Raw genomic sequence first — 20,921 nt, 5'->3', positions numbered from 1 at the left:
GGTGCGCGGGCGGCTCGCCCGAACGCGGGAGCCCGACGCGGCTCCCGCGGGCCGCTCCGCGCACCATGGCAGGGAGGCCCCCGCACGGGTGAACGGCCGCCCTCGTGAGCGAAGCCCCTACGCGCGCGTAGGCTCGTGCCCGCCGCGCCCGCGGGCCGATCTACCATGCGGCGGGCACGGTCGGCCCACCCCTCGACCGCCAAAGAACTCAACGGAAGCGAGATTTCACCACCGTGACTGCTCTCACTCTCAGCACCGCCGGTGCCGCGACGCTGCGCGCCGACGCCCTCGTGGTCGGTGTCGCCAAGGCGGCGGACGGCGGCAAGGGGCTCGTCGTCGCCCCGGGCGCCGAGGCCGTGGACTCGGCGTTCGACGGGAAGCTCGCCGCCGTCCTGGAGACCCTCGGCGCGTCGGGTGCCGAGGGCGAGGTGACCAAGGTGCCGTCCGCCGGCGGCCTGAAGGCGCCGCTCGTCCTCGCCGTCGGCCTCGGCCGGGCGCCCGAGAAGGACGAGGCGTACGACGCCGAGGCGCTGCGCCGCGCCGCCGGTTCGGCCGCCCGCGCCCTGACCGGTGTCAAGAAGGCCGGCTTCGCCCTGCCCGTCGAGGCGACGGAGGACGTGTCGGCCGTCGCGGAGGGCGCGCTGCTCGGCGCGTACGCCTTCACCGCCTACCAGGAGCGGGGCAAGGACGCCAAGGGCCCGCTCGCCGAGGTCGTCCTGCTCGGTGCCAAGCCGCGCGACAAGGCGGCCAAGGCCGCCGCGGAGCGCGCGCTCGCGGTGGCCGAGGAGGTCAACCGCGCCCGCGACCTGATCAACACCCCGCCGAACGACCTGACCCCCGAGGCGTTCGCCGCCGTCGTCGCCGCGGCGGGCAAGGAGAACCGCGTCAAGGTCCAGGTGCTCGACGAGAAGGCGCTCGCCAAGGGCGGTTACGGCGGCATCCTCGGCGTCGGCGCCGGTTCGCAGAACCCGCCGCGCCTGGTGCGGCTCGCCTACACCCACCCGGACGCGGAGAAGACCCTCGCCCTGGTCGGCAAGGGCATCACGTACGACTCGGGCGGCATCTCCCTGAAGCCGGCCGGCCACAACGAGACCATGAAGTGCGACATGAGCGGCGCCGCCGCCGTGTTCGCCGCGGTCGTGGCCGTGGCCCGGCTCGGCCTGCCGGTCAACGTCACCGGCTGGCTGGCGCTCGCCGAGAACATGCCGTCCGGCTCGGCCGTCCGCCCGGGTGACGTGCTGCGCATGTACAGCGGCAAGACCGTCGAGGTGCTGAACACCGACGCCGAGGGCCGCCTGGTGCTGGCCGACGCGCTCACCCGCGCCTCGGAGGAGAACCCGGACGCGATCGTCGACGTGGCGACCCTGACCGGCGCGATGGTCCTCGCGCTCGGCAACCGCACGTTCGGCATCATGGCGAACGACGACGCGTTCCGCACCGCGATCCACGAGATCGCCGAGGAGGTCGGCGAGCAGTCCTGGCCGATGCCGCTCCCGGCGGAGCTGCGCAAGGGCATGGACTCCCCCACCGCCGACATCGCCAACATGGGCGAGCGCATGGGCGGCGGCCTGGTGGCCGGCCTGTTCCTGAAGGAGTTCGTCGGCGAGGGCATCATCTGGGCGCACCTGGACATCGCCGGTCCGGCCTTCAACGAGGCCGCCCCGTACGGCTACACCCCGAAGGGCGGCACCGGTTCGGCGGTGCGCACCCTGGTGCGGCTGGCGGAGCGCGCCGCGGAGGGCGACCTGGGCTGACGCCGGCCGGTCCCGGGGAGGGCTGCCGGCCCAGGGGTGGGCCGGCAGCGAAGGGACCCCGCGTCGCGGCCGCCCCGGGCGGCCTCCGGCGAACGGCCCCGGACGTCACCCGTCCGGGGCCGTTCGCGTCCCGTCGGCGCGTCTCAGGAACCGGCCCCGCGTCCCGCACTCCCGCGACAAGTGCGAAGATGGGTTCCCGGCAGGACAGGGCCCCCACCACAGGGCCGAAGAGACAGCGGCCGAACACCAGCCGCCGCCAGTCCCCGAGGACCGGCGACCGGCGCACATGCATGGAGGACGTGACGTGGCGAACGACGCCAGCACCGTTTTCGACCTAGTGATCCTCGGCGGTGGTAGTGGCGGTTACGCCGCGGCCCTGCGAGGTGCGCAGCTGGGCCTGGACGTCGCACTCATCGAGAAGAACAAGCTCGGCGGCACCTGCCTGCACAACGGCTGCATCCCCACCAAGGCCCTGCTCCACGCCGGTGAGATCGCCGACCAGGCCCGCGAGGCGGACCAGTTCGGTGTCAAGACCTCCTTCGAGGGCATCGACATCAAGGGTGTCCACAAGTACAAGGACGACGTGATCGCGGGCCTGTACAAGGGCCTGCAGGGTCTGGTCGCCTCCCGCAAGGTGACGTACATCGAGGGCGAGGGCCGCCTCTCCTCCCCGACCTCCGTCGACGTGAACGGCCAGCGCGTCGAGGGCCGCCACGTCCTGCTCGCCACGGGTTCCGTGCCGAAGTCGCTGCCCGGCCTGGAGATCGACGGCAACCGCATCCTGTCCTCGGACCACGCGCTGACCCTGGACCGCGTCCCGGAGTCCGCGATCATCCTCGGCGGCGGTGTCATCGGCGTCGAGTTCGCCTCCGCGTGGAAGTCCTTCGGCACGGACGTCACGATCATCGAGGGCCTGAAGCACCTGGTCCCGGTCGAGGACGAGAACAGCTCGAAGCTCCTGGAGCGCGCCTTCCGCAAGCGCGGCATCAAGTTCAACCTCGGCACGTTCTTCCAGAGCGCCGAGTACACCGAGAACGGCGTCAAGGTCACCCTGGCGGACGGCAAGACCTTCGAGGCCGAGGTGCTGCTGGTCGCGATCGGCCGCGGCCCGGTCTCCCAGGGCCTGGGCTACGAGGAGCAGGGCGTCGCCATGGACCGCGGCTACGTCCTGGTCGACGAGTACATGCGGACCAACGTGCCGACGATCTCGGCCGTGGGCGACCTCGTCCCCACCCTCCAGCTCGCGCACGTCGGCTTCGCCGAGGGCATCCTGGTCGCGGAGCGGCTGGCCGGCCTGAAGCCGGTCCCGATCGACTACGACGGCGTGCCGCGGGTGACGTACTGCCACCCCGAGGTCGCCTCCGTGGGCATCACCGAGGCCAAGGCCAAGGAGGTCTACGGCGCGGACAAGGTCGTCGCGCTGAAGTACAACCTCGCGGGCAACGGCAAGAGCAAGATCCTCAAGACCGCGGGCGAGATCAAGCTCGTCCAGGTCAAGGACGGTGCCGTGGTCGGCGTCCACATGGTCGGTGACCGCATGGGCGAGCAGGTCGGCGAAGCCCAGCTGATCTACAACTGGGAGGCCCTGCCGGCCGAGGTGGCCCAGCTCATCCACGCCCACCCGACGCAGAACGAGGCGCTCGGCGAGGCTCACCTGGCCCTCGCGGGCAAGCCCCTCCACTCCCACGACTGACGTACCAGTCACCGGGCGCGACCACTTACCGCACAAGTTCGTTAGGAGCAAGTGAAACCATGCCGGTTTCCGTAACCCTGCCGGCGCTCGGCGAGAGCGTCACCGAGGGCACCGTCACCCGCTGGCTGAAGGCCGAGGGCGAGCGCGTCGAGGCCGACGAGCCGCTGCTCGAGGTCTCCACCGACAAGGTCGACACCGAGATCCCCGCTCCCGCCTCCGGCGTCCTGTCCTCCATCAAGGTCGCCGAGGACGAGACCGTCGAGGTCGGCGCCGAGCTGGCCGTCATCGACGACGGTACGGGCGCCCCCGCCGCCGCCCCGGCCCCGGCCGCCGCCGAGGCTCCTGCCCAGGAGGCCCCGCAGGCTCCGCAGGCCCCGGCCCAGGAAGCCCCGCAGGCCCCGCAGGCCGTCCCGTCGCCCGAGGCGGAGGCCCCGGCTCCCGCCCCGACCGCCGAGGCCGCCGCCGGCGGTGGTTCGGCCGAGGGCACCGAGGTCGTCCTGCCCGCGCTGGGCGAGTCGGTGACCGAGGGCACCGTCACGCGCTGGCTGAAGCAGGTCGGCGAGTCGGTCGAGGCCGACGAGCCGCTGCTCGAGGTCTCCACCGACAAGGTCGACACCGAGATCCCCGCCCCGGCCTCCGGCACGCTGCTGGAGATCACCGTCGGTGAGGACGAGACCGCCGAGGTCGGCGCCAAGCTGGGAGTCATCGGCGCCGCCGGTGCCGCTCCGGCTCCCGCCCCGGCCCAGGCCGCCCCGGCCCCCGCCGAGGCCCCGGCTCCGGCTCCCGCTGAGGCCCCGGCTCCGGCCCCCGCTCCGGCGGCTCCCGCCCAGGCCCCGGCTCCGGCTCCCGCTGAGGCGGCTCCCGCCCCGGCCCCCGCCGAGGCCCCGGCTCCGGCTCCCGCTGAGGCCCCGGCTCCGGCCCCCGCTCCGGCGCAGCCCGCCCCGGCCGCTCCCGCCGCCGCCCAGGCGACGGACGAGGGCGCGTACGTGACCCCGCTGGTGCGCAAGCTCGCCGCCGAGCACGGCGTCGACCTGGCGTCCGTCAAGGGCACCGGCGTCGGCGGCCGCATCCGCAAGCAGGACGTCCTCGCCGCCGCCGAGGCCGCCAAGGCCCCGGCCGCTCCGGCCCCCGCCGCGGCTCCGGCCGCCAAGGCGCCGGCGCCGGAGGCGTCCCCGCTGCGCGGCCAGACGGTCAAGATGACCCGCATGCGCAAGGTCATCGGCGACAACATGATGAAGGCGCTGCACGGCCAGGCCCAGCTCTCCTCGGTCGTCGAGGTCGACATCACCAAGCTGATGCGGCTGCGCGCCCGGGCGAAGGACGCCTTCGCCGCCCGCGAGGGCGTCAAGCTCTCCCCGATGCCGTTCTTCGTCAAGGCGGCGGCCCAGGCGCTGAAGGCCCACCCGGTCATCAACGCCCGGATCAACGACGACGAGGGCACCATCACGTACTTCGACTCGGAGAACATCGGCATCGCCGTGGACTCCGAGAAGGGTCTGATGACGCCGGTCATCAAGGGCGCGGGCGACCTGAACCTCGCCGGCATCGCCAAGGCGACGGCCGACCTGGCCGCCAAGGTCCGGGCCAGCAAGATCACTCCGGACGAGCTGGCCGGCGCGACGTTCACCATCAGCAACACCGGCTCGCGCGGCGCGCTGTTCGACACGATCATCGTCCCGCCGAACCAGGTCGCCATCCTGGGCATCGGCGCCACGGTGAAGCGCCCGGTCGTCGTCGACCACCCGGAGCTCGGCGAGACGATCGCCGTGCGCCACATGACGTACCTGACGCTGTCGTACGACCACCGCCTGGTCGACGGCGCGGACGCCGCCCGCTACCTGGGCGCCGTCAAGGCGATCCTGGAGGCCGGCGAGTTCGAGGTCGACCTCGGCCTGTAGGCCCCATCGGCGGCCAGTACGTCCAACGCGGCGCCCCCGCCCGGCAGTTGCCCGGCGCGGGGGCGCCGTCGTCGTCCGGCCCGTTCCGGGCGGAATAATGGCGGCGATGGCGTCGACCGCCGCGGCAGCGAAGGAGCCCCCTCCATGACCACCCCGCCCCCCGTCGTGCACTCGCTGCGGGAACAGATCCGCGAGCACATCGTGGAGGGGATCGTCAGCGGCCGCTGGAAGCCGGGCGAGCGGATCGTGGAGCGCCGCATCGCGACGGAGCTCCAGGTCAGCCAGACCCCCGTGCGGGAGGCGCTGCGGGAGCTGGAGAGCCTGCGGCTGATCGAGTCGGCGCCGAACAAGGGCGTCCGGGTGCGGAACCTGTCCGCGGCGGACCTGGAGGAGTCGTACCCGGTCCGGGCGGGCCTGGAGCAGATCGCCGCGGAGCTGGCGGCGGAGCGCCTGGCGGAGGACTGCTCGGCGCTGGAGCCGCACGTGGCGGCGCTGTACGAGGCGGACGCGCACGGCGACGGGACGGCGCAGGTGCGGCACACGGTCGCCTTCCACCGCGAGCTGGTCCGCGCCGCGCGCAACGCGGTGCTCCTGCACACCTGGGAGGGCCTGGGCATCGAGGTCTTCACGGCCCTGTCGATCCGCTGGCTCGGCACGGTCCAGAAGGAGTACGCCCAGGAGCACCAGGACCTGGTGGCGGCGTTCCGCCGCCGGGACCCGGAGATCGGCACGCTCGTCAAGGCCCACGTCCTGGGCTGCGCCCCCCGCGCGTAGCCCCGCCGGTCCCCGCGCCGCGCGCGGAGCCCGGACCCGCCCTCCCGACCGACGCGCGCGGCCTCGGACCGCCCTCCGCCCCGGGCAACCCTGCGTCGTAAACAAGGGATGCAAGCGCCCGCGCTTCCCGCCCACGCAGCCCCGGGCGACCCTCCTCACCCCCGGCGGCCCTCCCGCCCGACCCGCGTGCCCCCGGACCGCCCTCCCGCCCCGCGCGCGTAGCCCCGGGCGACCCTCCTCACCCCCGGCGACCCTCCCGCCCGACCCGCGTGCCCCCGGACCGCCCTCCCGCGCCGCGCGCGCAGCCCCGGTGGCCCTCCCGCGCCGCGCGCCAACCTCGAACCCGCCTTCCCTCGCCGCCCGCGTCCGCCCGAGCCGGACCGGCACCCCCGCGCGCGATGCGCTCATTCTGCGGCGGGTGCGCTCAAACGATCACCCTTCCCTAAGAAAACACGGCACCGGGTGCCCAAAATCATGGCACCCAATGCCGACTTTGCCCGTTGACATAAGATTTTGCCGCTCGCCCTTTGATCGATCATCGATCACGGTCGTACAGTCATCGACGGACTTCAACAGAGGTCCCCTCGCCCTGTCCTGCCAAGACCAAGGGCTCCCCACCCCTTCGACTCCGGAAGGCGGCGATTATGACCGACCCCACCCGCATCCAGCCGAGCGAGCTCGACCAGCTCCCGGACCGCGACCCCGAGGAGACCGCCGAGTGGCAGGCGTCCCTGGACGCCGTGGCCGCCGCGGCGGGGCCGCACCGTGCCGCGTACCTGATGCGCCGCACCCTGGAGCGGGCCCAGGACGCCGGTCTGGCGCTGCCGAAGCTGCTGGAGACGGACTACGTCAACACGATCCCGACCGCCGCCGAGGCCGGCTACGGCTTCGACGGCGACGAGGAGCTGGAAGCCCGCATCACCGCCTGGAACCGGTGGAACGCCGCCGCCATGGTGACCCGCGGCTCCAAGTACGGCGTCGGCGGCCACATCGCCACCTTCGCCTCCGCCGCCTGGCTCTACGAGACCGGCTTCAACCACTTCTTCCACGGCAAGGAGCGGGACGGCTCGGGCGACCAGCTCTTCATCCAGGGCCACGCCTCCCCCGGCATCTACGCCCGCGCCTTCCTCGACGGCCGCCTCACCGAGGCGCACCTCGACAACTTCCGCCAGGAGGCCGGCGGCCACGGCCTGCCCTCCTACCCGCACCCGCGCCGGCTGCCGTGGCTGTGGGAGTTCCCGACCGTCTCCATGGGTCTGGGCCCGCTCTCCGCCATCTACCAGGCGCGGTTCAACCGCTACCTCACCAACCGCGGCATCAAGGACGTCTCCGCCTCGCACGTGTGGGCGTTCCTCGGCGACGGTGAGATGGACGAGCCCGAGTCGACCGCCGCGCTCGCGCTCGCCGCGCGCGAGGGCCTCGACAACCTGACCTTCGTCATCAACTGCAACCTGCAGCGCCTCGACGGCCCGGTCCGCGCCAACTTCAAGATCGTGCAGGAGCTGGAGGCCCAGTTCCGCGGCGCCGGCTGGAACGTGGTGAAGACCCTGTGGGGCACGGCCTGGGACGAGCTGTTCCAGCTCGACACCACCGGGGCCCTCGTCCGCCGCCTCCGCGAGGTCCCGGACGCGCAGGTCCAGACGTACCAGACGCGCGACGCCGCCTACATCCGCGAGGACTTCTTCGGCAAGGACCCGGTCCTCGCCGAGATGGCGAAGCTGCTGTCCGACGACAAGATCATCGAGTGTTTCCACTACTCGCGCGGCGGCCACGAGGCCCGCAAGGTCTTCACCGCGTACAAGGCCGCGCTGAGCCACAAGGGCGCGCCGACGGTGATCCTCGCCCAGACCGTGAAGGGCCACACCCTCGGCAAGGGCTTCGCGTCCAAGAACGCCAACCACCAGATGAAGAAGCTGTCGGTGGACGAGTTCAAGGACATGCGCGACCGCCTCGGCCTGCCCATCCCGGACAGCGCCTTCGCCGACGGCCTGGTGCCGTACGGCCACCCGGGCGCCGACTCCCCCGAGGTCCGCTACCTCCAGGAGCGCCGCGCGGCGCTCGGCGGCCCCGCCCCGGCCCGCCGCGTCCACCCGGTCGCGCCCCTGCCGGCCCCGGCGGAGAAGGCGTTCGCCGCGTTCGACAAGGGCTCCGGCTCGCAGGCCGTCGCGACGACCATGGCGTTCGTCCGCCTCATCAAGGACCTGGTCCGCGACAAGGAGACCGGCAAGCGCTGGGTGCCGATCGTCCCGGACGAGGCCCGTACGTTCGGCATGGAGTCGCTGTTCCCGTCGCTCGGCATCTACTCGCCGAAGGGCCAGACGTACGAGCCGGTCGACCGCGACCAGCTCATGTACTACAAGGAGGCCGTCGACGGCCAGATCCTGAACGAGGGCATCACCGAGGCCGGCTCGATGGCCGACTTCATCGCCGCGTCCACCGCGTACGCCACGCACGGCGAGCCGATGATCCCGTTCTACATCTTCTACTCGATGTTCGGCTGGCAGCGGACCGCCGACCAGATGTGGCAGCTCGGCGACCAGCTCGGCCGCGGCTTCCTCGTCGGCGCCACCGCCGGCCGCACGACGCTGACCGGTGAGGGCCTCCAGCACGCCGACGGCCACTCCCCCGTCATCGCGGCGACCAACCCGGCGGCGCTGACGTACGACCCGGCGTTCGCGTACGAGGTCGCGGTGATCGTCAAGGACGGTCTGCGCCGGATGTACGGCGAGGGCGCCCCGGGCGAGGACCCGAACGTCTTCTACTACCTGACCGTCTACAACGAGCCGATGCCGCAGCCCGCCAAGCCGGCCGTCGACAACATCGACGAGGGCATCGTCAAGGGCCTGTACCGGTTCAAGGAGGGCTCGGGCGCCGCGGGCGCGCCGCGCATCCAGCTGCTCGCCTCGGGCACGGCGATCCACTGGGCGCTGGAGGCCCAGCGGACGCTGGCCGAGGAGTGGGGCGTGACCGCCGACGTGTGGTCCGCGACCTCCTGGACCGAGCTGCGGCGCGACGCGCTGGAGGCCGACGCGGCGCTGCTGCGCGGCGAGGAGCGCGTACCGTACGTGCGCCAGGCGCTGGCCGACGCGCCGGGCCCCGTCCTGGCCGTCAGCGACTACATGCGCCAGGTCCCGGACCAGATCGCGCAGTGGGTCGAGCAGGACTACACGTCGCTGGGCGCCGACGGCTTCGGCCTGTCGGACACCCGCGAGGCGGCCCGCCGCCACTTCGGCGTGGACGCCCCGTCGATCGTCGTCGCCGCGCTGGCCCAGCTCGCCCGCCGCGGCGAGGTCCCGGCCGCCGCGGTGAAGGACGCCCGGGAGCGGTACGGCCTGTAAGGCCCGGCCCTCCCCCGCCCGTGCCCCCGGCCGCCGTGACGGCGGCCGGGGGCACGGGCGTGCCGGGGCCCCGCCGGGGCAGGATGGCCGGATGCGTGCCGCCCGCCTGATCAAGATGGTGTTGTTGCTCCAGTCCCGGCCGTCCATGACCGCCGCCGAGCTGGCCCGGGAACTGGAGGTGTCCGAACGGACGGTGGCCCGTGACGCCCTGTCCCTCTCCGAGGCGGGCGTCCCGGTCTACGCGGACCGGGGGCGCGGCGGCGGCTACCGGCTCGTGGGCGGCTACCGGACCCGGCTGACCGGCCTCGCCCGCAGCGAGGCGGAGGCGCTGTTCCTGTCGGGCGTGCCGGGCGCGCTGCGCGAGATGGGGCTGGACGACGCGGCGTCGGCGGCCCGGCTGAAGGTGTCGGCGGCGCTGCTGCCGTCGCTGCGGGACGCCTCCCGGACGGCGGCCCAGCGGTTCCACCTGGACGCGCCGGGCTGGTACCAGGAGCCGGAGACGCCCGAGCTGCTGCCGGTGATCGCGGAGGCGGTGTGGGACGACCGGTTCGTCGACGCCCGCTACCGGCGGGGCGACGGCGAGGTGGAGCGGGAGCTCGCGCCGTACGGGCTCGTGCTGAAGGCGGGGGTCTGGTACCTGTGCGCGCGGGCCGGCGACGCGGTGCGGGTGTACCGCGTGGACCGGTTCAGCCGGGTCGCCCCGCGCGAGGAGCGGTTCGACCGGGACGAGTCGTTCGACCTGCCGGGGTTCTGGGAGGAGCGGGCCGCCCAGTTCGCACGGTCCCTGCTGCGCACGGCGGTCGTGGTGCGCCTGTCGGAGGCCGGGGCGCGCGGCCTGCCGTACGTGACGGACCGGGCCGCGGCGCGGGAGGCACTGGAAGCGGCCGGGCCCCCGGACCCCGCCGGCCGGGTGACGGTCACCCTGCCGGCGGAGTCCGAGGAGGTGGCGTTCGGGCAGTTGCTGGCGCTGGGCCCGGAGGCCGAGGTGCTGGAGCCGCCCGCGCTCCGGGAACGGCTGGCGGAGGCGGCGGCGCGGATGGCGGAACTGTACGGGCGGGATCAGCGGTAGTCGTCCGCGGACGCGTCCTTGCCGCCGTCGACGACGTCCCGGAAGTACCCCCAGGCGTCCGGCTGCGATCCGTCGGCGTCGGTGAAGCCGTACTCCTTGGCGAGCTGCCCGCTGTCGAGGGACCGGCCGTTCCAGCGGCCGCGGTCCGGGTCGGCGGCGAGGGCGGCGACGGCCCGGCCGACGTACACGGGCGACTCGGCGATCGCGAAGTGCGGTTCGCGGGCGCAGGCGTCGCGCCAGTTCTCCTCCCGCACGCCGAAGTGGTCGAGCATCGCCTCGGAGCGCAGGAACCCCGGAGTGAGGGCGACGGCGGTGCCGCCCGCGTCCTTCAGGTCGTGGGCGAGGGCGAAGGCCATGCGGAGCGGGGCGGTCTTGGCGAGGTCGAAGTAGAACTGCTCGCGGAAGCGCTTGTTGTACTCGGCGTTGCCGTCGGTCATCTCGACGACCAGGCCGCCGGGGCGGCGCACCAGCAGCGGCAGGGCGATGCTGCTGGTGATGGCGTGGGTGCGGACACCGAGGTCGAGCATGCGCAGGCCCTGGTCGAGGTCGATGTCCCACATCTTGGCGTCCCAGGTCGGCAGGAGCAGGTGGTCGCCGCCCCAGCAACTGTTGACGAGGACGTCGAGGCGGCCCTGCTCCGCGTCGATCCGGGCGACGAGGGCGCGGACCTGGTCGGGCACGAGGTGGTCGGTGGGGACGGCGACGCCCCGGCCGCCGGCCGCGGTGACGAGCTCGGCGGTCTCCTCGATCGTCTCGGTGGCCCGGCCCACCTCGCTGACCTCGTCGCGGGTGGTGCGCCCGGTGGCGTAGACGGTGGCGCCGGCGGCGCCGAGCTGGACGGCGACGGCGCGGCCCGCGCCCCGGGTGGCGCCGGCGACGAGGGCGACCCTGCCGGCGAGGGGCTGCTGGTGCTCGGTGCTGTGGATCGTCATGGTACGACCGTCCCACGCAAAGACGACACCTCCTGTCGGGTTTTCCGGCAGAACCGCTCCGGACACCCGGCGTGACACCCCGCGTGCGCCGTTCCCCGTGCGGTGCCGCCCCCCGCGCCGGATGCTGGTCCCGTGATGGACGAGACGGAGTTCTGGGAGATCGTCGACTCGACCCGCGAGGCCGCCGAGGGCGACCCCGAGGACCACGCCGACCTGCTCGTGGAGCGGCTGGTGCGGCTGGACCCCGACTCCGTCCTCGACTTCGCCCGCCACTTCGAGGCGCGGTACGCCCGCGCGTACACGTGGGACCTGCGGGCCGCCGCCGCGGTGCTGCTGGGCGGGGCCGGGGACGACGCGTTCGACTCCTTCCGGTGCTGGCTGATCGGCCAGGGGCGGGAGGTGTTCGAGGGCGCGGTGCACGACCCGGAGACGCTCGCGGAACTGCTGGAGGACTTCGACCCGGCGGTCGACGGGGACGGCGAGGAGCTGGGGTACGCGGCGGACGAGGCGTACGAGCAGCTCACCGGCGTGGAGGCGCCGGACCCGGGGATCGCCCCGCAGCCGCCCGAGCCGGCGGGCACCCCGCTCGACGTGGACGACGACACGGCGCTGGCGGAGCGGCTGCCGCGGCTGTGGGACCGCTTCGGCGGCTAGCGGGCCCGCACCCGGGGCCGGTCAGCCGGTGAGGGACCGGCCCATGAACACGTCGTCGACGTACACCCCGTCCAGCAGGAACTCCCCTGGCAGGACGCCCTCGACGGCGAAGCCCTCCGACGCGTACAGGGCGCGCGCGGGCACGTTGTGGCCGAGGACGCGGAGGGTGATCCGGGTGGCGCCCCGGCGGCGGGCCTCCTCGCAGGCGGCGCGCAGCAAGGCCCGGGCGAGGCCCCGGCCGCGGGCGGACTCGGCGACGACGAGCCCCTGGATCTGGCGCACGTGGCGGTTGCAGGCGAGGCGGGTGGCGAGACCGAGACGGACGTAGCCCACGGGGCCGTCGCCGAGGTCCGCGACGAGGTAGTCCTCCGGACGGTGGTCGACGTCGAAGAACGGGACGAACGGCGGCTGCGGGCGCGGCATCACGGCGTGGAGCGTCGACCAGGTGGCGTGGTCGAGCAGGCTGAGGGCCTCGGCGTCACCGGAGCGCGCGGCGCGTATGGGAGAGGGGGTCATGACCGTCACTGTGCCACGGGGCAGGATGGGGTCATGTCTCTTTCCCCGGGCTCCTCCTCGTCCCCCGCGTCCCCCTCCCCGTCCCCCCGCGGACGGGTCGCCGTGACCGGTGCCGGCGGGCTGATCGGCTCCGCCCTGGTGCGCTCGCTGCGGGCGGACGGGCACGACGTGGTACGGCTGGTGCGGCGGCCGGCGCGCGGCGCGGACGAGGTGCAGTGGGACCCGAAACGGCAGTACGTGGACGTGGCGGGGCTCGCCGGCTGCGACGCGGTGGTGCACCTGGCGGGCGCCGGAGTCGGTGACCGGCGCTGGACGGAGGCGTACAAGAGGGAGATCCGCGACAGCCGCGTGCTGGGCACGGCCGCGATCGCGGAGGCAGTGGCGGCCCTGGACGTGCCGCCGAGGGTGCTGGTGTGCGGAACGGCCCTCGGGTACTACGGCGACACCGGCACGCGCGCGGTGGACGAGTCGGCCCCGGCGGGCGACGGGTTCCTGCCGTCGGTGTGTGTGGCGTGGGAGGAGGCGGCCGCGGCGGCCGAGGAGGCCGGCATCCGCGTCGCGTACGCCCGCACGGGCCTGGTCGTGGCCGCGCGGGGCGGAGCGTGGGGACGGCTGTTCCCCCTGTTCCGCGCGGGACTGGGCGGGCGGCTGGGCGACGGGCGGCAGTACTGGAGCTTCATCGCCCTGCACGACGAAGTGGCGGCGCTACGACACCTGATCGACACCCCGGACCTGTCGGGGCCGGTGAACCTGACGGCCCCGGAACCGGTCACCAACCGGGAGGTGACGGCCGCGATGAGCCGCGTCCTGCACCGCCCGGCGGTCCTCCACGTCCCGGCCCCGGCCCTCCGCCTGGCCCTGGGCGACTTCGCCCACGACGTCCTGGGCAGCCAGCGGGTCCTGCCACGCCGCCTCCTCGACTCGGGGTTCCGCTTCGCGTTCCCGACGGTGGAATCGGCGATCCGGGCTGCCCCTTTTTAGGCTCGTTCCGCCTCCGGGGCGCTTTCAGCGGGTGTCGAGACGGCGAACGTGCTCAGCGCTTCGCGCCTCCGCGCGATCACCGCCTCGACACCCGCGCGCCCCTTCGGCTCCACGAGCGGCCCACGGGGACACCCGCCCCCTCCCGGCCCACAGGGCCACTCGGCCCTACGAGTCGTACGCCCCACCCACTCCCCGCACAGCCCACGGGGACACCCTCCTCCCTCACCCGGCCCACAAGTCATGCGCCCCTCCGGCTCCACGAGCGGCCCATAGGCGCACCCGTCCCCTCCCCGGCCCACAGGGCCACTCGGCCCTACGAGTCGTACGCCCCTCCCACTCCCCGCACAGCCCACGGGGACGCCCTCCTCCCTCGCCCCTGCGTGGCCCACGGACGTGCCCTCCCCCTTCCCGGCACCCGCCTCCACCCCGCGGGCCGGCCCGGGGAGCGCCCCCAGCCCCCTGGAGCCCGTCGGGGGCGCTCCTCCCCTCCCGGTGTCCGCCGGGGGCGCCCGGTGCGGGGTCTCCCCGCCGGGCGGAGCCGGGGCCGGGGGGAGGAAGCACGGGCGCCGCGCGCCGTACCGGAACATGCGGTGCCGAGGGCCGTGGCAGCACGCGCGTGCTACCTCCGTGCTTCGGTGACCCCCCACGCGCGCGACTCCCCCGTACCGGCGGGTCGGCCTACGCTCTGGTCCCGCTCGGGGCGTCCCAGCCCCGAATTCGGGCATTCCGGGGGCCCGTCCAGGGCATGAGCCACCCACGCACCGAACCGTCACCCGGGGAGGATCACGTGCTCAGTACCGCAGATCACGCGGACGTCGTCGTCGTCGGAGCCGGGCTCGCGGGGCTGGCCGCGGCCCACCACCTGTCCAGTGCCGGGCTGGCCGTACGGGTCCTGGAGGCCGCCCCGCGGGTCGGCGGGCGGATGGCCACCGACCACGTCGACGGGTTCCGCCTCGACCGGACCGGGCAACTGCTCAACACGTCGTACCCGGAGCTGCACCGCGTCGCCGGCGTGGACGTCGGGACCCTGCGGCGGTTCCAGCCCGGAGTGCTGGTGCACAGCGGGGGCCGGCTGCACCGCACCGGCGAGGTGCGCGGCGGCCCGCGGTCCGCGCTGACCAGGGCGAGGGCGCTGGCGAGCGGCCCGCGCCCACTGGACCAGGCCCGTCTCGGCGCGTCACTGGCCCGGCTCGCCGGCACCCCCACCGAACGGCTGCTGGCCCGCCGGGAGCGCGCCGCGACGGAGGCCCTGGCGTCCCGCGGCCTGCCGCCGCGGACGGTCACCACGTTCCTGCGGCCGCTGCTGAGCGCCCTGCTCAGCGACCCGGACCTGACCACCTCCAGCCGGTGCGCCGACCTGGCGCTGCGCGGGTTCGCGCGGGGGCGGCTGTGCGTACCGGAGGGCGGCGCGGCGCGGCTGCCGGAGCGGATGGCGGCGGCGCTGCCCGCCGGGACGGTCCGCACCGGGGTACGGGTCAAGGACGCGTCGATCAGCCGGGTGGTCACGGCGGAGCACGGGGAGTTCACGTGTCGGTCGCTGGTCGTGGCGACGGGGGCGCGAGCCGCCGCGGAGCTGCTGCCGGGGCTGCGGGTGCCGGGGTTCCACCCGGTGACGGTCCTCCACCACACCGCGCCCGAGGCGCCGCTGGCGGCCCCCGCGCTGGTGCTGGACGCGGACCGGACGGGTCCGGTGTCGCACACGGCGGTGATGAGCGAGGTGGACCCGACGCGGGCGCCGCACGGCCGGGCGCTGATCACCTCCACGGTCCTCGGCACGCCCCCGGACGACCTGGACACCCGGGTGCGGCAGCACCTGGCGGCGCTGTACGGCACGGGGACGGCGGACTGGGAGCTCCTGGGAGTACGGCACGACCCGGAGGCCGTACCGGCGATGCCGGCCCCGCACGACCTGCGGCGCCCGGTACGGCTCCTGGCGGGCCTGTACGTGTGCGGCGACCACCGGGACGTGAGCTCCCCGCAGGGCGCGCTCCGCTCCGGCCGCCGCGCGGCCCAGGCGATCCTCCGGGACCTGGGCCTCCCCCCGGCGAACCCGTCCGCGCGCACGGAGGCGGCGGCGTAGGCCGGGGCCGCCCCGCCCGGAGGCGCTCCCCGGGGCCTGCCCCGGGCGCCAGGGGGCGGCGGGGCCCGGGGCCGGGCCCGGGCCTCGCCGCCGCGTTCAGTCCAGCGCCGCCGCCCGCTCCCGGTAGGCGCGGACCGGCAGGGCGTCACGGTGGGGGTCCAGGCGGCACTCGAAGTCGCGGACGTACTCCACCGCGCGGGCCGAACGCATGTCGGCGGCCTGCCGCGCCGCCTCCGCGCCCAGGGCGCACGCCTGCTCCAGTTCACCGAGGGCGAGCCGGGCCGCGGCCAGGACCACACGGCAGAACGTGCGGCTGCGCGCGTACCCGGGCGCGTACAGCTGGAGCGCGCGCTCCGCGTGCTGCGCGGCGGCCCGGTAGTGCCGGAGGTCCAGGTGGCAGTGGGCGGACTCGTCCGCCAGCTGCGCCTCGTCGAAGGAGCGCGCCCAGTGCGGCACCTCCTCGCCGGGGCGGGCGCCCTCCAGCGCCCGCTCGGCGCGGACCAGCGACGACGTGCAGGCCCGCACCTCCCCCAGCACGGCGTGCCCCCGCGCCTCCACCGCGTGCAGCATCGACTGGACGACGGGCGGCGCCGACGAGCCGACGCCCTGCTGGGCGACGCGCGCGAGCTGCACGGCCTCCCGCCCGTGGCCCAGGTACACGGCCTGGCGGCTCATCGTGATCAGGACGTACGAGCCGTACGCCCGGTCCCCCGCCGCCTGGGACAGCCGCAGGGCCTGCACGAAGTACCGCTGCGCCAGCCCGTGCGCGGCGATGTCGTACGACGTCCAGCCGGCCAGCCGGGTCAGGTCGGCGGCCGCGCCGAACAGCCGCCGCCCGGTGGCCTCGCCGTAGCTGCCGCGCAGCATCGGTTCGGCCTCGTGCTCCAGGTACCGGACGAGGGCCTGCCGGGCGTGGCCGCCGCCGTAGGCGTGGTCCAGCGTGCGGAACAGCTCGCCGATCGAACGGAGCGCCGCGATGTCCCCGGCGGTCACGCGCTGCCCCGCCCCGCTCTCGGTGCCCCGCTGGCGGGGCAGGGGAAGGGCGGCGTCGGCCGGGGCGGGCGCCCCGGCGGCGTTCGCCGGGCCGGTCCGGCCGGTGAGGACCGGCCTGCCGGCCGGGCGGGCCGGGGTGCCGCGGAGCGGGCCGCCCGGCCCGGTCCGGCTCCCGGCCGCGCCGAACGGTGCCGTGCCGCCGGCGTCCGGCCCCGGCGCCGTACCGGGGACGCCGCGGCCGGGCGGGCGCCCCTGCGCCGGGACGCGCCCGTTCACCGGGGGCGCCCCGGCCGGGCCGCCCGCGCCGCGCGGGGGCTCGCCGCGGCCGACGTGCTCGTCGGCGCGGCCGATCAGCCAGTCGCGGCTGGGGACGACCAGGCCCGCCGGGGTGAAGGCGATCTTCCGCAGCTCGGTGTGGCTGCCGGAGTCCTTGCGCCACAGCCCGCTGACGATGTCGACGGCCTCCTCGGGCGTGGCGGCGAACTCCAGGCCCGCGTACACGGGCGCGCAGGCGTCGAGGCCGAGGTCCTGGGCGGACAGCCGCCGGCCGAGGCGCCGGGTGAACACCTCGGCGATCAGCGCGGGGGTGGTGCCGCGCGGCTGCTGGCCGCGCAGCCAGCGGGTGACGGAGGTCTTGTCGTAGCGGAGGTCGAGTCCGTGCTCGAGGCCGAGCTGATCCACCCGTCTGGCAAGGCCTGCGTTGGAGAATCCGGCTTCCGCGATCAGTGCGGCGAGCTGGCGGTTGGGGTTGCGCTGCGGGGGTCGATCCGTCATCAGCTGTGCGGTCTCCTGCCTTCCGGGCCGGGGTCAGCCCCCTTGGAACGGCGCGAATTTAACTGTCGCCGGCACCGATACCGCCACCTTCGCCCCATATTCATCCGATCGTGTGAGGGTCAGATTCGGTACTGACGCCCGCGGGCCGCCTCCGGTGCCCCACGCCGCCCCGGCGTCCCTCCGGCCCCCCGTTCCCCCGGCGCGTCAGGCGGGGCCCGGCGCCCCGTCCCCACCCCGCCCCGCGCCCCTCCGGACCGCGTCCGCCGGCCCGCATCGAAACCCGCGCGGTCCGCTCCGCGGCGGCCGCCGTACAGTGGCAGGGGCGTGACGCGCATTTCTAGGGAGACGGTGCCGTGAGCGAGCTGCGATTCGTCCATCTGGGGTTCGGTGAGGACGCCGTGGACTACCTGGAGGCATGGGAGAAGCAGCGCGAGGTCCATGCCGCCCGCTTCGCGGACGAGGTGCCGGACACCTGTCTGCTGCTGGAGCACCCGCCCGTGTACACGGCGGGGCGGCGCACCGAGGACAGCGAGCGCCCGTTGGACGGCACCCCGGTCGTGGACGTGGACCGCGGCGGCAAGATCACCTGGCACGGCCCCGGCCAGCTGGTCGGCTACCCGATCCTGAAGCTGCCCCGCCCGGTGGACGTCGTGGCGCACGTGCGGCGCCTGGAGGAGGCGCTGATCCGCGCGACGGCGGAGCTCGGGCTGGAGACGACCCGCGTCGAGGGCCGCAGCGGCGTGTGGGTGCTGGGCGACCCGGTCGAGGAGCGGCCCGCGTTCGGCGGGCTGTCACTGGACTTCGACCCGCGGCTGAACGACGAGGAGTTCGACCCGCGCCTGAGCGGCCCCGAGTACGCCCCGTCCAACGCGGGCCAGCGCCGCGAGGACCGCAAGCTCGCGGCGATCGGCATCCGCGTCGCCAAGGGCGTCACGATGCACGGTTTCTCGCTGAACGTGAACCCGGACAACACCTGGTTCGACCGCATCGTCCCGTGCGGCATCCGCGACGCGGGGGTGACGTCGCTGGCGAACGAGCTGGGCCGCGAGGTGACGATCGCCGAGGTCCTGCCGGTGGTGGAGCGCCACCTGCGGGACGTGCTGGAGAGCGCCGAGCCCCGGCCGCGCGTGATCGACAGGACGCCGGAGCCCGTGGGGGCCCCGGAGGGGGCGGCGACCGCCTGACCCTCCTCAGACCTGGGGGAATGCGACCCTCTGGCCCGAGGTTGGCCAGACGTAAGGCCGCACTTTTGACGGGCGTACCCTGGTGTTCGCCGAAGAATCGAAGCCGTAGGAGCCAGCCGTGTCCGCAGTCGCACCCGACGGACGCAAGATGCTGCGCCTGGAGGTCCGGAACAGCCAGACCCCCATCGAGCGCAAGCCCGAGTGGATCAAGACCCGGGCGAAGATGGGCCCCGAGTACAACCAGTTGCAGAAGCTCGTCAAGAGCGAAGGGCTGCACACGGTCTGCCAGGAGGCGGGCTGTCCGAACATCTTCGAGTGCTGGGAGGACCGCGAGGCGACGTTCCTCATCGGCGGCGACCAGTGCACGCGGCGCTGCGACTTCTGCCAGATCGACACGGGCAAGCCGCAGGCCCTCGACCTCGACGAGCCGCGCCGCGTCGGCGAGTCCGTCGTGGCGATGGACCTGAACTACGCCACGATCACCGGCGTCGCCCGCGACGACCTGGAGGACGGCGGCGCCTGGCTGTACGCGGAAACGGTCCGGCAGATCCACGCGATGACCGCCGGCCGCGAGGGCGGCCACACCAAGGTCGAGCTGCTGATCCCCGACTTCAACGCGGTCCCCGAGCAGCTGGCCGAGGTCTTCTCGTCCCGCCCCGAGGTGCTGGCGCACAACGTCGAGACGGTGCCCCGGATCTTCAAGCGGATCCGCCCCGCCTTCCGGTACGAGCGGTCGCTGGAGGTCATCACGCGGGCCCGCGAGGCCGGCCTGGTGACCAAGTCGAACCTGATCCTCGGCATGGGCGAGACCCGCGAGGAGGTCAGCGAGGCGCTGCACGACCTGCACGAGGCCGGCTGCGAGCTGATCACCATCACGCAGTACCTGCGGCCCTCCGTGCGCCACCACCCGGTGGAGCGCTGGGTGAAGCCGCAGGAGTTCGTGGAGCTGAAGGAGGAGGCCGACGAGATCGGCTTCTCCGGTGTCATGTCGGGCCCGCTGGTCCGCTCCTCGTACCGTGCGGGACGGCTGTTCCAGCAGGCGATGGAGGCCCGCGGCGCGGCGGTGGAGACCGCGCCCGCGGTGTGACGTCCGGCACGGCCCGGCGCACGGCCCGTACGCTCCCGCGCAGGTGGACGCCTGCGCGGCGGTGTACGGACGGCGCCGGGCCGTCGCCGTGGTTTGACCGGTCGGACACGCGCTGGTAACACCGTTGGGTAACACTGGTCGTACGCACCGTGCGGGCGCCCGCCCGGCGGGCACGCGGGCCGGGCCGCCCGCGGCGCCCCCGCCGGCGCGCCGGCTCCCCGCGTCACCCACACCCGCTCACCCGCTCCAGGGGGACACCGACATGCAGGCCCCGAGTCAGCAGGTACGCGTCCACGCCCTCCCGTCCGTCACCGGCGCCCTGCGCGCCGTCGAAGCGCTGTTGCTGCGCGGCGGCCAGCGGACCGCCCGCCGCAACGCCTGGTCGTCCGTGCTGGAGGACCGCCGCAGGGCCCTCGCCCGGGCGGAGGCGCAGCACGTACTGGAGGCCGCGGCGAGCCGGGCGCCGTCGGACACGTAAACTTCAGAGCATGGCGAGGAAGTCGAATGCAGACAGCGGTGACGCCGCTGCGAACCCCGGGCGACTGAAGCAGATCGCTCTGACGTACAAGATGACCCGGCGGACCGACCCGAAGGTCGGGCTTGTCATCGCGGGCGTGGGGATCGTCGTCTTCGGCGCCCTCCTCGCGATCGGCTTCCTGATCGGGCACCCGGTCTACCTGGGCATCCTGGGCTTCCTGCTGGCCTTCCTCGCGATGGCGATCGTCTTCGGGCGACGGGCCGAGCGGGCGGCCTTCGGGCAGATGGAGGGCCAGCCGGGCGCGGCAGCGGCCGTCCTGCAGAACGTGGGCCGCGGCTGGACGACCACACCGGCGGTGGCGATGAACCGCAGCCAGGACGTGATCCACCGCGCGGTCGGTCGTCCCGGCATCGTCCTGGTCGCCGAGGGCAACCCGAACCGGCTCAAGAGCCTGCTCGCGGCCGAGAAGAAGCGGATGGCCCGCATCGTGGTGGACGTGCCGGTGCACGACATCATCGTCGGCGACGGCGAGGGCCAGGTGCCGCTGAAGAAGGTCCGCACGACGATGCTGAAGCTGCCGCGCGTGCTGACCGCGGCGCAGGTCACGGCGGCGAACGACCGGCTGCGGGCCATGGGCGACCTGATGAGCAACATGCCGCTGCCGAAGGGCCCCATGCCCAAGGGCATGCGCATGCCGCGCGGCGGAAGGCTCCGCT

Annotated in this window: 16 protein-coding genes; 13 read left to right on the top strand and 3 right to left on the bottom strand. The window is 74.5% G+C overall.

All coding sequences use genetic code 11. The features are described 5' to 3' along the window. Nucleotides 1-233 precede the first annotated feature (233 nt). From RND61_RS21050 to RND61_RS21025, 6 genes are all read left to right on the top strand, one after another. A complete protein-coding gene (locus RND61_RS21050; protein WP_315879580.1) occupies nucleotides 234-1,754 on the top strand; it encodes a leucyl aminopeptidase in 1,521 nt (506 codons plus the stop codon). 304 nt (nucleotides 1,755-2,058) lie between these two features. Next, complete coding sequence (gene lpdA, locus RND61_RS21045; RefSeq protein ID WP_315879579.1) at nucleotides 2,059-3,447, top strand: dihydrolipoyl dehydrogenase; 1,389 nt, start codon at nucleotides 2,059-2,061, stop codon at nucleotides 3,445-3,447. A gap of 59 nt (nucleotides 3,448-3,506) precedes the next feature. Beyond that, entirely contained in the window at nucleotides 3,507-5,345 is a 1,839-nt protein-coding gene (gene sucB, locus RND61_RS21040) for a 2-oxoglutarate dehydrogenase, E2 component, dihydrolipoamide succinyltransferase (RefSeq protein WP_315879578.1), read from the top strand. Nucleotides 5,346-5,489: 144 nt separating this feature from the next. Continuing rightward, nucleotides 5,490-6,119 carry a GntR family transcriptional regulator gene (locus tag RND61_RS21035; RefSeq protein WP_315879577.1) on the top strand — a complete coding sequence of 210 codons (630 nt, stop codon included), beginning with the start codon at nucleotides 5,490-5,492 and terminating at the stop codon, nucleotides 6,117-6,119. Nucleotides 6,120-6,763: 644 nt separating this feature from the next. Beyond that, a complete protein-coding gene (aceE, locus tag RND61_RS21030; RefSeq protein WP_315879576.1) occupies nucleotides 6,764-9,457 on the top strand; it encodes a pyruvate dehydrogenase (acetyl-transferring), homodimeric type in 2,694 nt (897 codons plus the stop codon). A 91-nt stretch (nucleotides 9,458-9,548) separates the two neighbouring features. Then, entirely contained in the window at nucleotides 9,549-10,526 is a 978-nt protein-coding gene (locus RND61_RS21025) for a helix-turn-helix transcriptional regulator (protein ID WP_315879575.1), read from the top strand. On the opposite strand, the gene RND61_RS21020 is transcribed toward RND61_RS21025, so the two are convergent. Further along, on the bottom strand, nucleotides 10,517-11,458 hold the full coding sequence (locus RND61_RS21020; RefSeq protein ID WP_315879574.1) for an SDR family oxidoreductase: 942 nt from the start codon (nucleotides 11,456-11,458) through the stop codon (nucleotides 10,517-10,519). The two genes, RND61_RS21025 and RND61_RS21020, sit on opposite strands and share 10 nt — an antisense overlap. 135 nt (nucleotides 11,459-11,593) lie before the next feature. Between RND61_RS21020 and RND61_RS21015 the strand changes: the two genes are divergently transcribed. After that, nucleotides 11,594-12,112, top strand: a complete 519-nt coding sequence (locus RND61_RS21015) for a DUF4240 domain-containing protein (RefSeq protein ID WP_315879644.1) — start codon at nucleotides 11,594-11,596, stop codon at nucleotides 12,110-12,112. A gap of 21 nt (nucleotides 12,113-12,133) precedes the next feature. Here the strand turns inward: RND61_RS21015 and RND61_RS21010 are convergent, their stop codons facing one another. Beyond that, entirely contained in the window at nucleotides 12,134-12,628 is a 495-nt protein-coding gene (locus tag RND61_RS21010; RefSeq protein WP_315879573.1) for a GNAT family N-acetyltransferase, read from the bottom strand. 33 nt (nucleotides 12,629-12,661) lie between these two features. Between RND61_RS21010 and RND61_RS21005 the strand changes: the two genes are divergently transcribed. Together RND61_RS21005 and RND61_RS21000 are read left to right on the top strand one after the other, a co-directional pair. Continuing rightward, nucleotides 12,662-13,609: a TIGR01777 family oxidoreductase gene (locus RND61_RS21005; RefSeq protein WP_315879572.1), complete on the top strand. Its 948-nt coding sequence runs from the start codon at nucleotides 12,662-12,664 to the stop codon at nucleotides 13,607-13,609. Nucleotides 13,610-14,396: 787 nt separating this feature from the next. Then, the gene (locus RND61_RS21000; protein ID WP_315879571.1) at nucleotides 14,397-15,689 is read left to right on the top strand and encodes an NAD(P)/FAD-dependent oxidoreductase; all 1,293 of its coding nucleotides are present in this window, start codon (nucleotides 14,397-14,399) and stop codon (nucleotides 15,687-15,689) included. A gap of 96 nt (nucleotides 15,690-15,785) precedes the next feature. Here RND61_RS21000 and RND61_RS20995 read toward each other — a convergent pair whose 3' ends face one another. Continuing rightward, nucleotides 15,786-17,456: a regulator gene (locus RND61_RS20995; protein WP_315879570.1), complete on the bottom strand. Its 1,671-nt coding sequence runs from the start codon at nucleotides 17,454-17,456 to the stop codon at nucleotides 15,786-15,788. A 353-nt stretch (nucleotides 17,457-17,809) separates the two neighbouring features. Between RND61_RS20995 and lipB the strand changes: the two genes are divergently transcribed. The 4 genes from lipB to RND61_RS20975 all read left to right on the top strand — a co-directional run. After that, on the top strand, nucleotides 17,810-18,640 hold the full coding sequence (gene lipB, locus RND61_RS20990) for a lipoyl(octanoyl) transferase LipB (RefSeq protein WP_315879569.1): 831 nt from the start codon (nucleotides 17,810-17,812) through the stop codon (nucleotides 18,638-18,640). Between the two features lie 118 nt (nucleotides 18,641-18,758). Further along, a complete protein-coding gene (lipA, locus tag RND61_RS20985; protein ID WP_315879568.1) occupies nucleotides 18,759-19,727 on the top strand; it encodes a lipoyl synthase in 969 nt (322 codons plus the stop codon). A 262-nt stretch (nucleotides 19,728-19,989) separates the two neighbouring features. Then, nucleotides 19,990-20,205, top strand: coding sequence for an SCO2195 family GlnR-regulated protein (locus tag RND61_RS20980; RefSeq protein WP_315879567.1), 216 nt, complete (start codon nucleotides 19,990-19,992; stop codon nucleotides 20,203-20,205). Nucleotides 20,206-20,215: 10 nt separating this feature from the next. Then, nucleotides 20,216-20,921: DUF4191 domain-containing protein (locus RND61_RS20975; RefSeq protein ID WP_315879566.1), on the top strand; the 706-nt coding region annotated here is incomplete at its 3' end.

This window comes from Streptomyces tamarix, from assembly GCF_032423885.1.
Classification (GTDB): Bacteria; Actinomycetota; Actinomycetes; order Streptomycetales; family Streptomycetaceae; genus Streptomyces; species Streptomyces tamarix.
Note: the sequence above shows the minus strand (reverse complement) of the source record. Positions and strands in the feature narration are given on the sequence as shown.

Excerpts from the sequence above, each read along its gene's own strand:
- sucB (WP_315879578.1), top strand. The coding sequence starts at position 3,507 with ATGCCGGTTTCCGTAACCCTGCCGGCGCTCGGCGAGAGCGTCACCGAG.
- RND61_RS21035 (WP_315879577.1), top strand. The coding sequence starts at position 5,490 with ATGACCACCCCGCCCCCCGTCGTGCACTCGCTGCGGGAACAGATCCGC.
- aceE (WP_315879576.1), top strand. The coding sequence starts at position 6,764 with ATGACCGACCCCACCCGCATCCAGCCGAGCGAGCTCGACCAGCTCCCG.
- RND61_RS21025 (WP_315879575.1), top strand. The coding sequence starts at position 9,549 with ATGCGTGCCGCCCGCCTGATCAAGATGGTGTTGTTGCTCCAGTCCCGG.
- RND61_RS21020 (WP_315879574.1), bottom strand. The coding sequence starts at position 11,458 with ATGACGATCCACAGCACCGAGCACCAGCAGCCCCTCGCCGGCAGGGTC.
- RND61_RS21015 (WP_315879644.1), top strand. The coding sequence starts at position 11,594 with ATGGACGAGACGGAGTTCTGGGAGATCGTCGACTCGACCCGCGAGGCC.
- RND61_RS21010 (WP_315879573.1), bottom strand. The coding sequence starts at position 12,628 with ATGACCCCCTCTCCCATACGCGCCGCGCGCTCCGGTGACGCCGAGGCC.
- RND61_RS21005 (WP_315879572.1), top strand. The coding sequence starts at position 12,662 with ATGTCTCTTTCCCCGGGCTCCTCCTCGTCCCCCGCGTCCCCCTCCCCG.
- RND61_RS20995 (WP_315879570.1), bottom strand. The coding sequence starts at position 17,456 with ATGACGGATCGACCCCCGCAGCGCAACCCCAACCGCCAGCTCGCCGCA.
- RND61_RS20980 (WP_315879567.1), top strand. The coding sequence starts at position 19,990 with ATGCAGGCCCCGAGTCAGCAGGTACGCGTCCACGCCCTCCCGTCCGTC.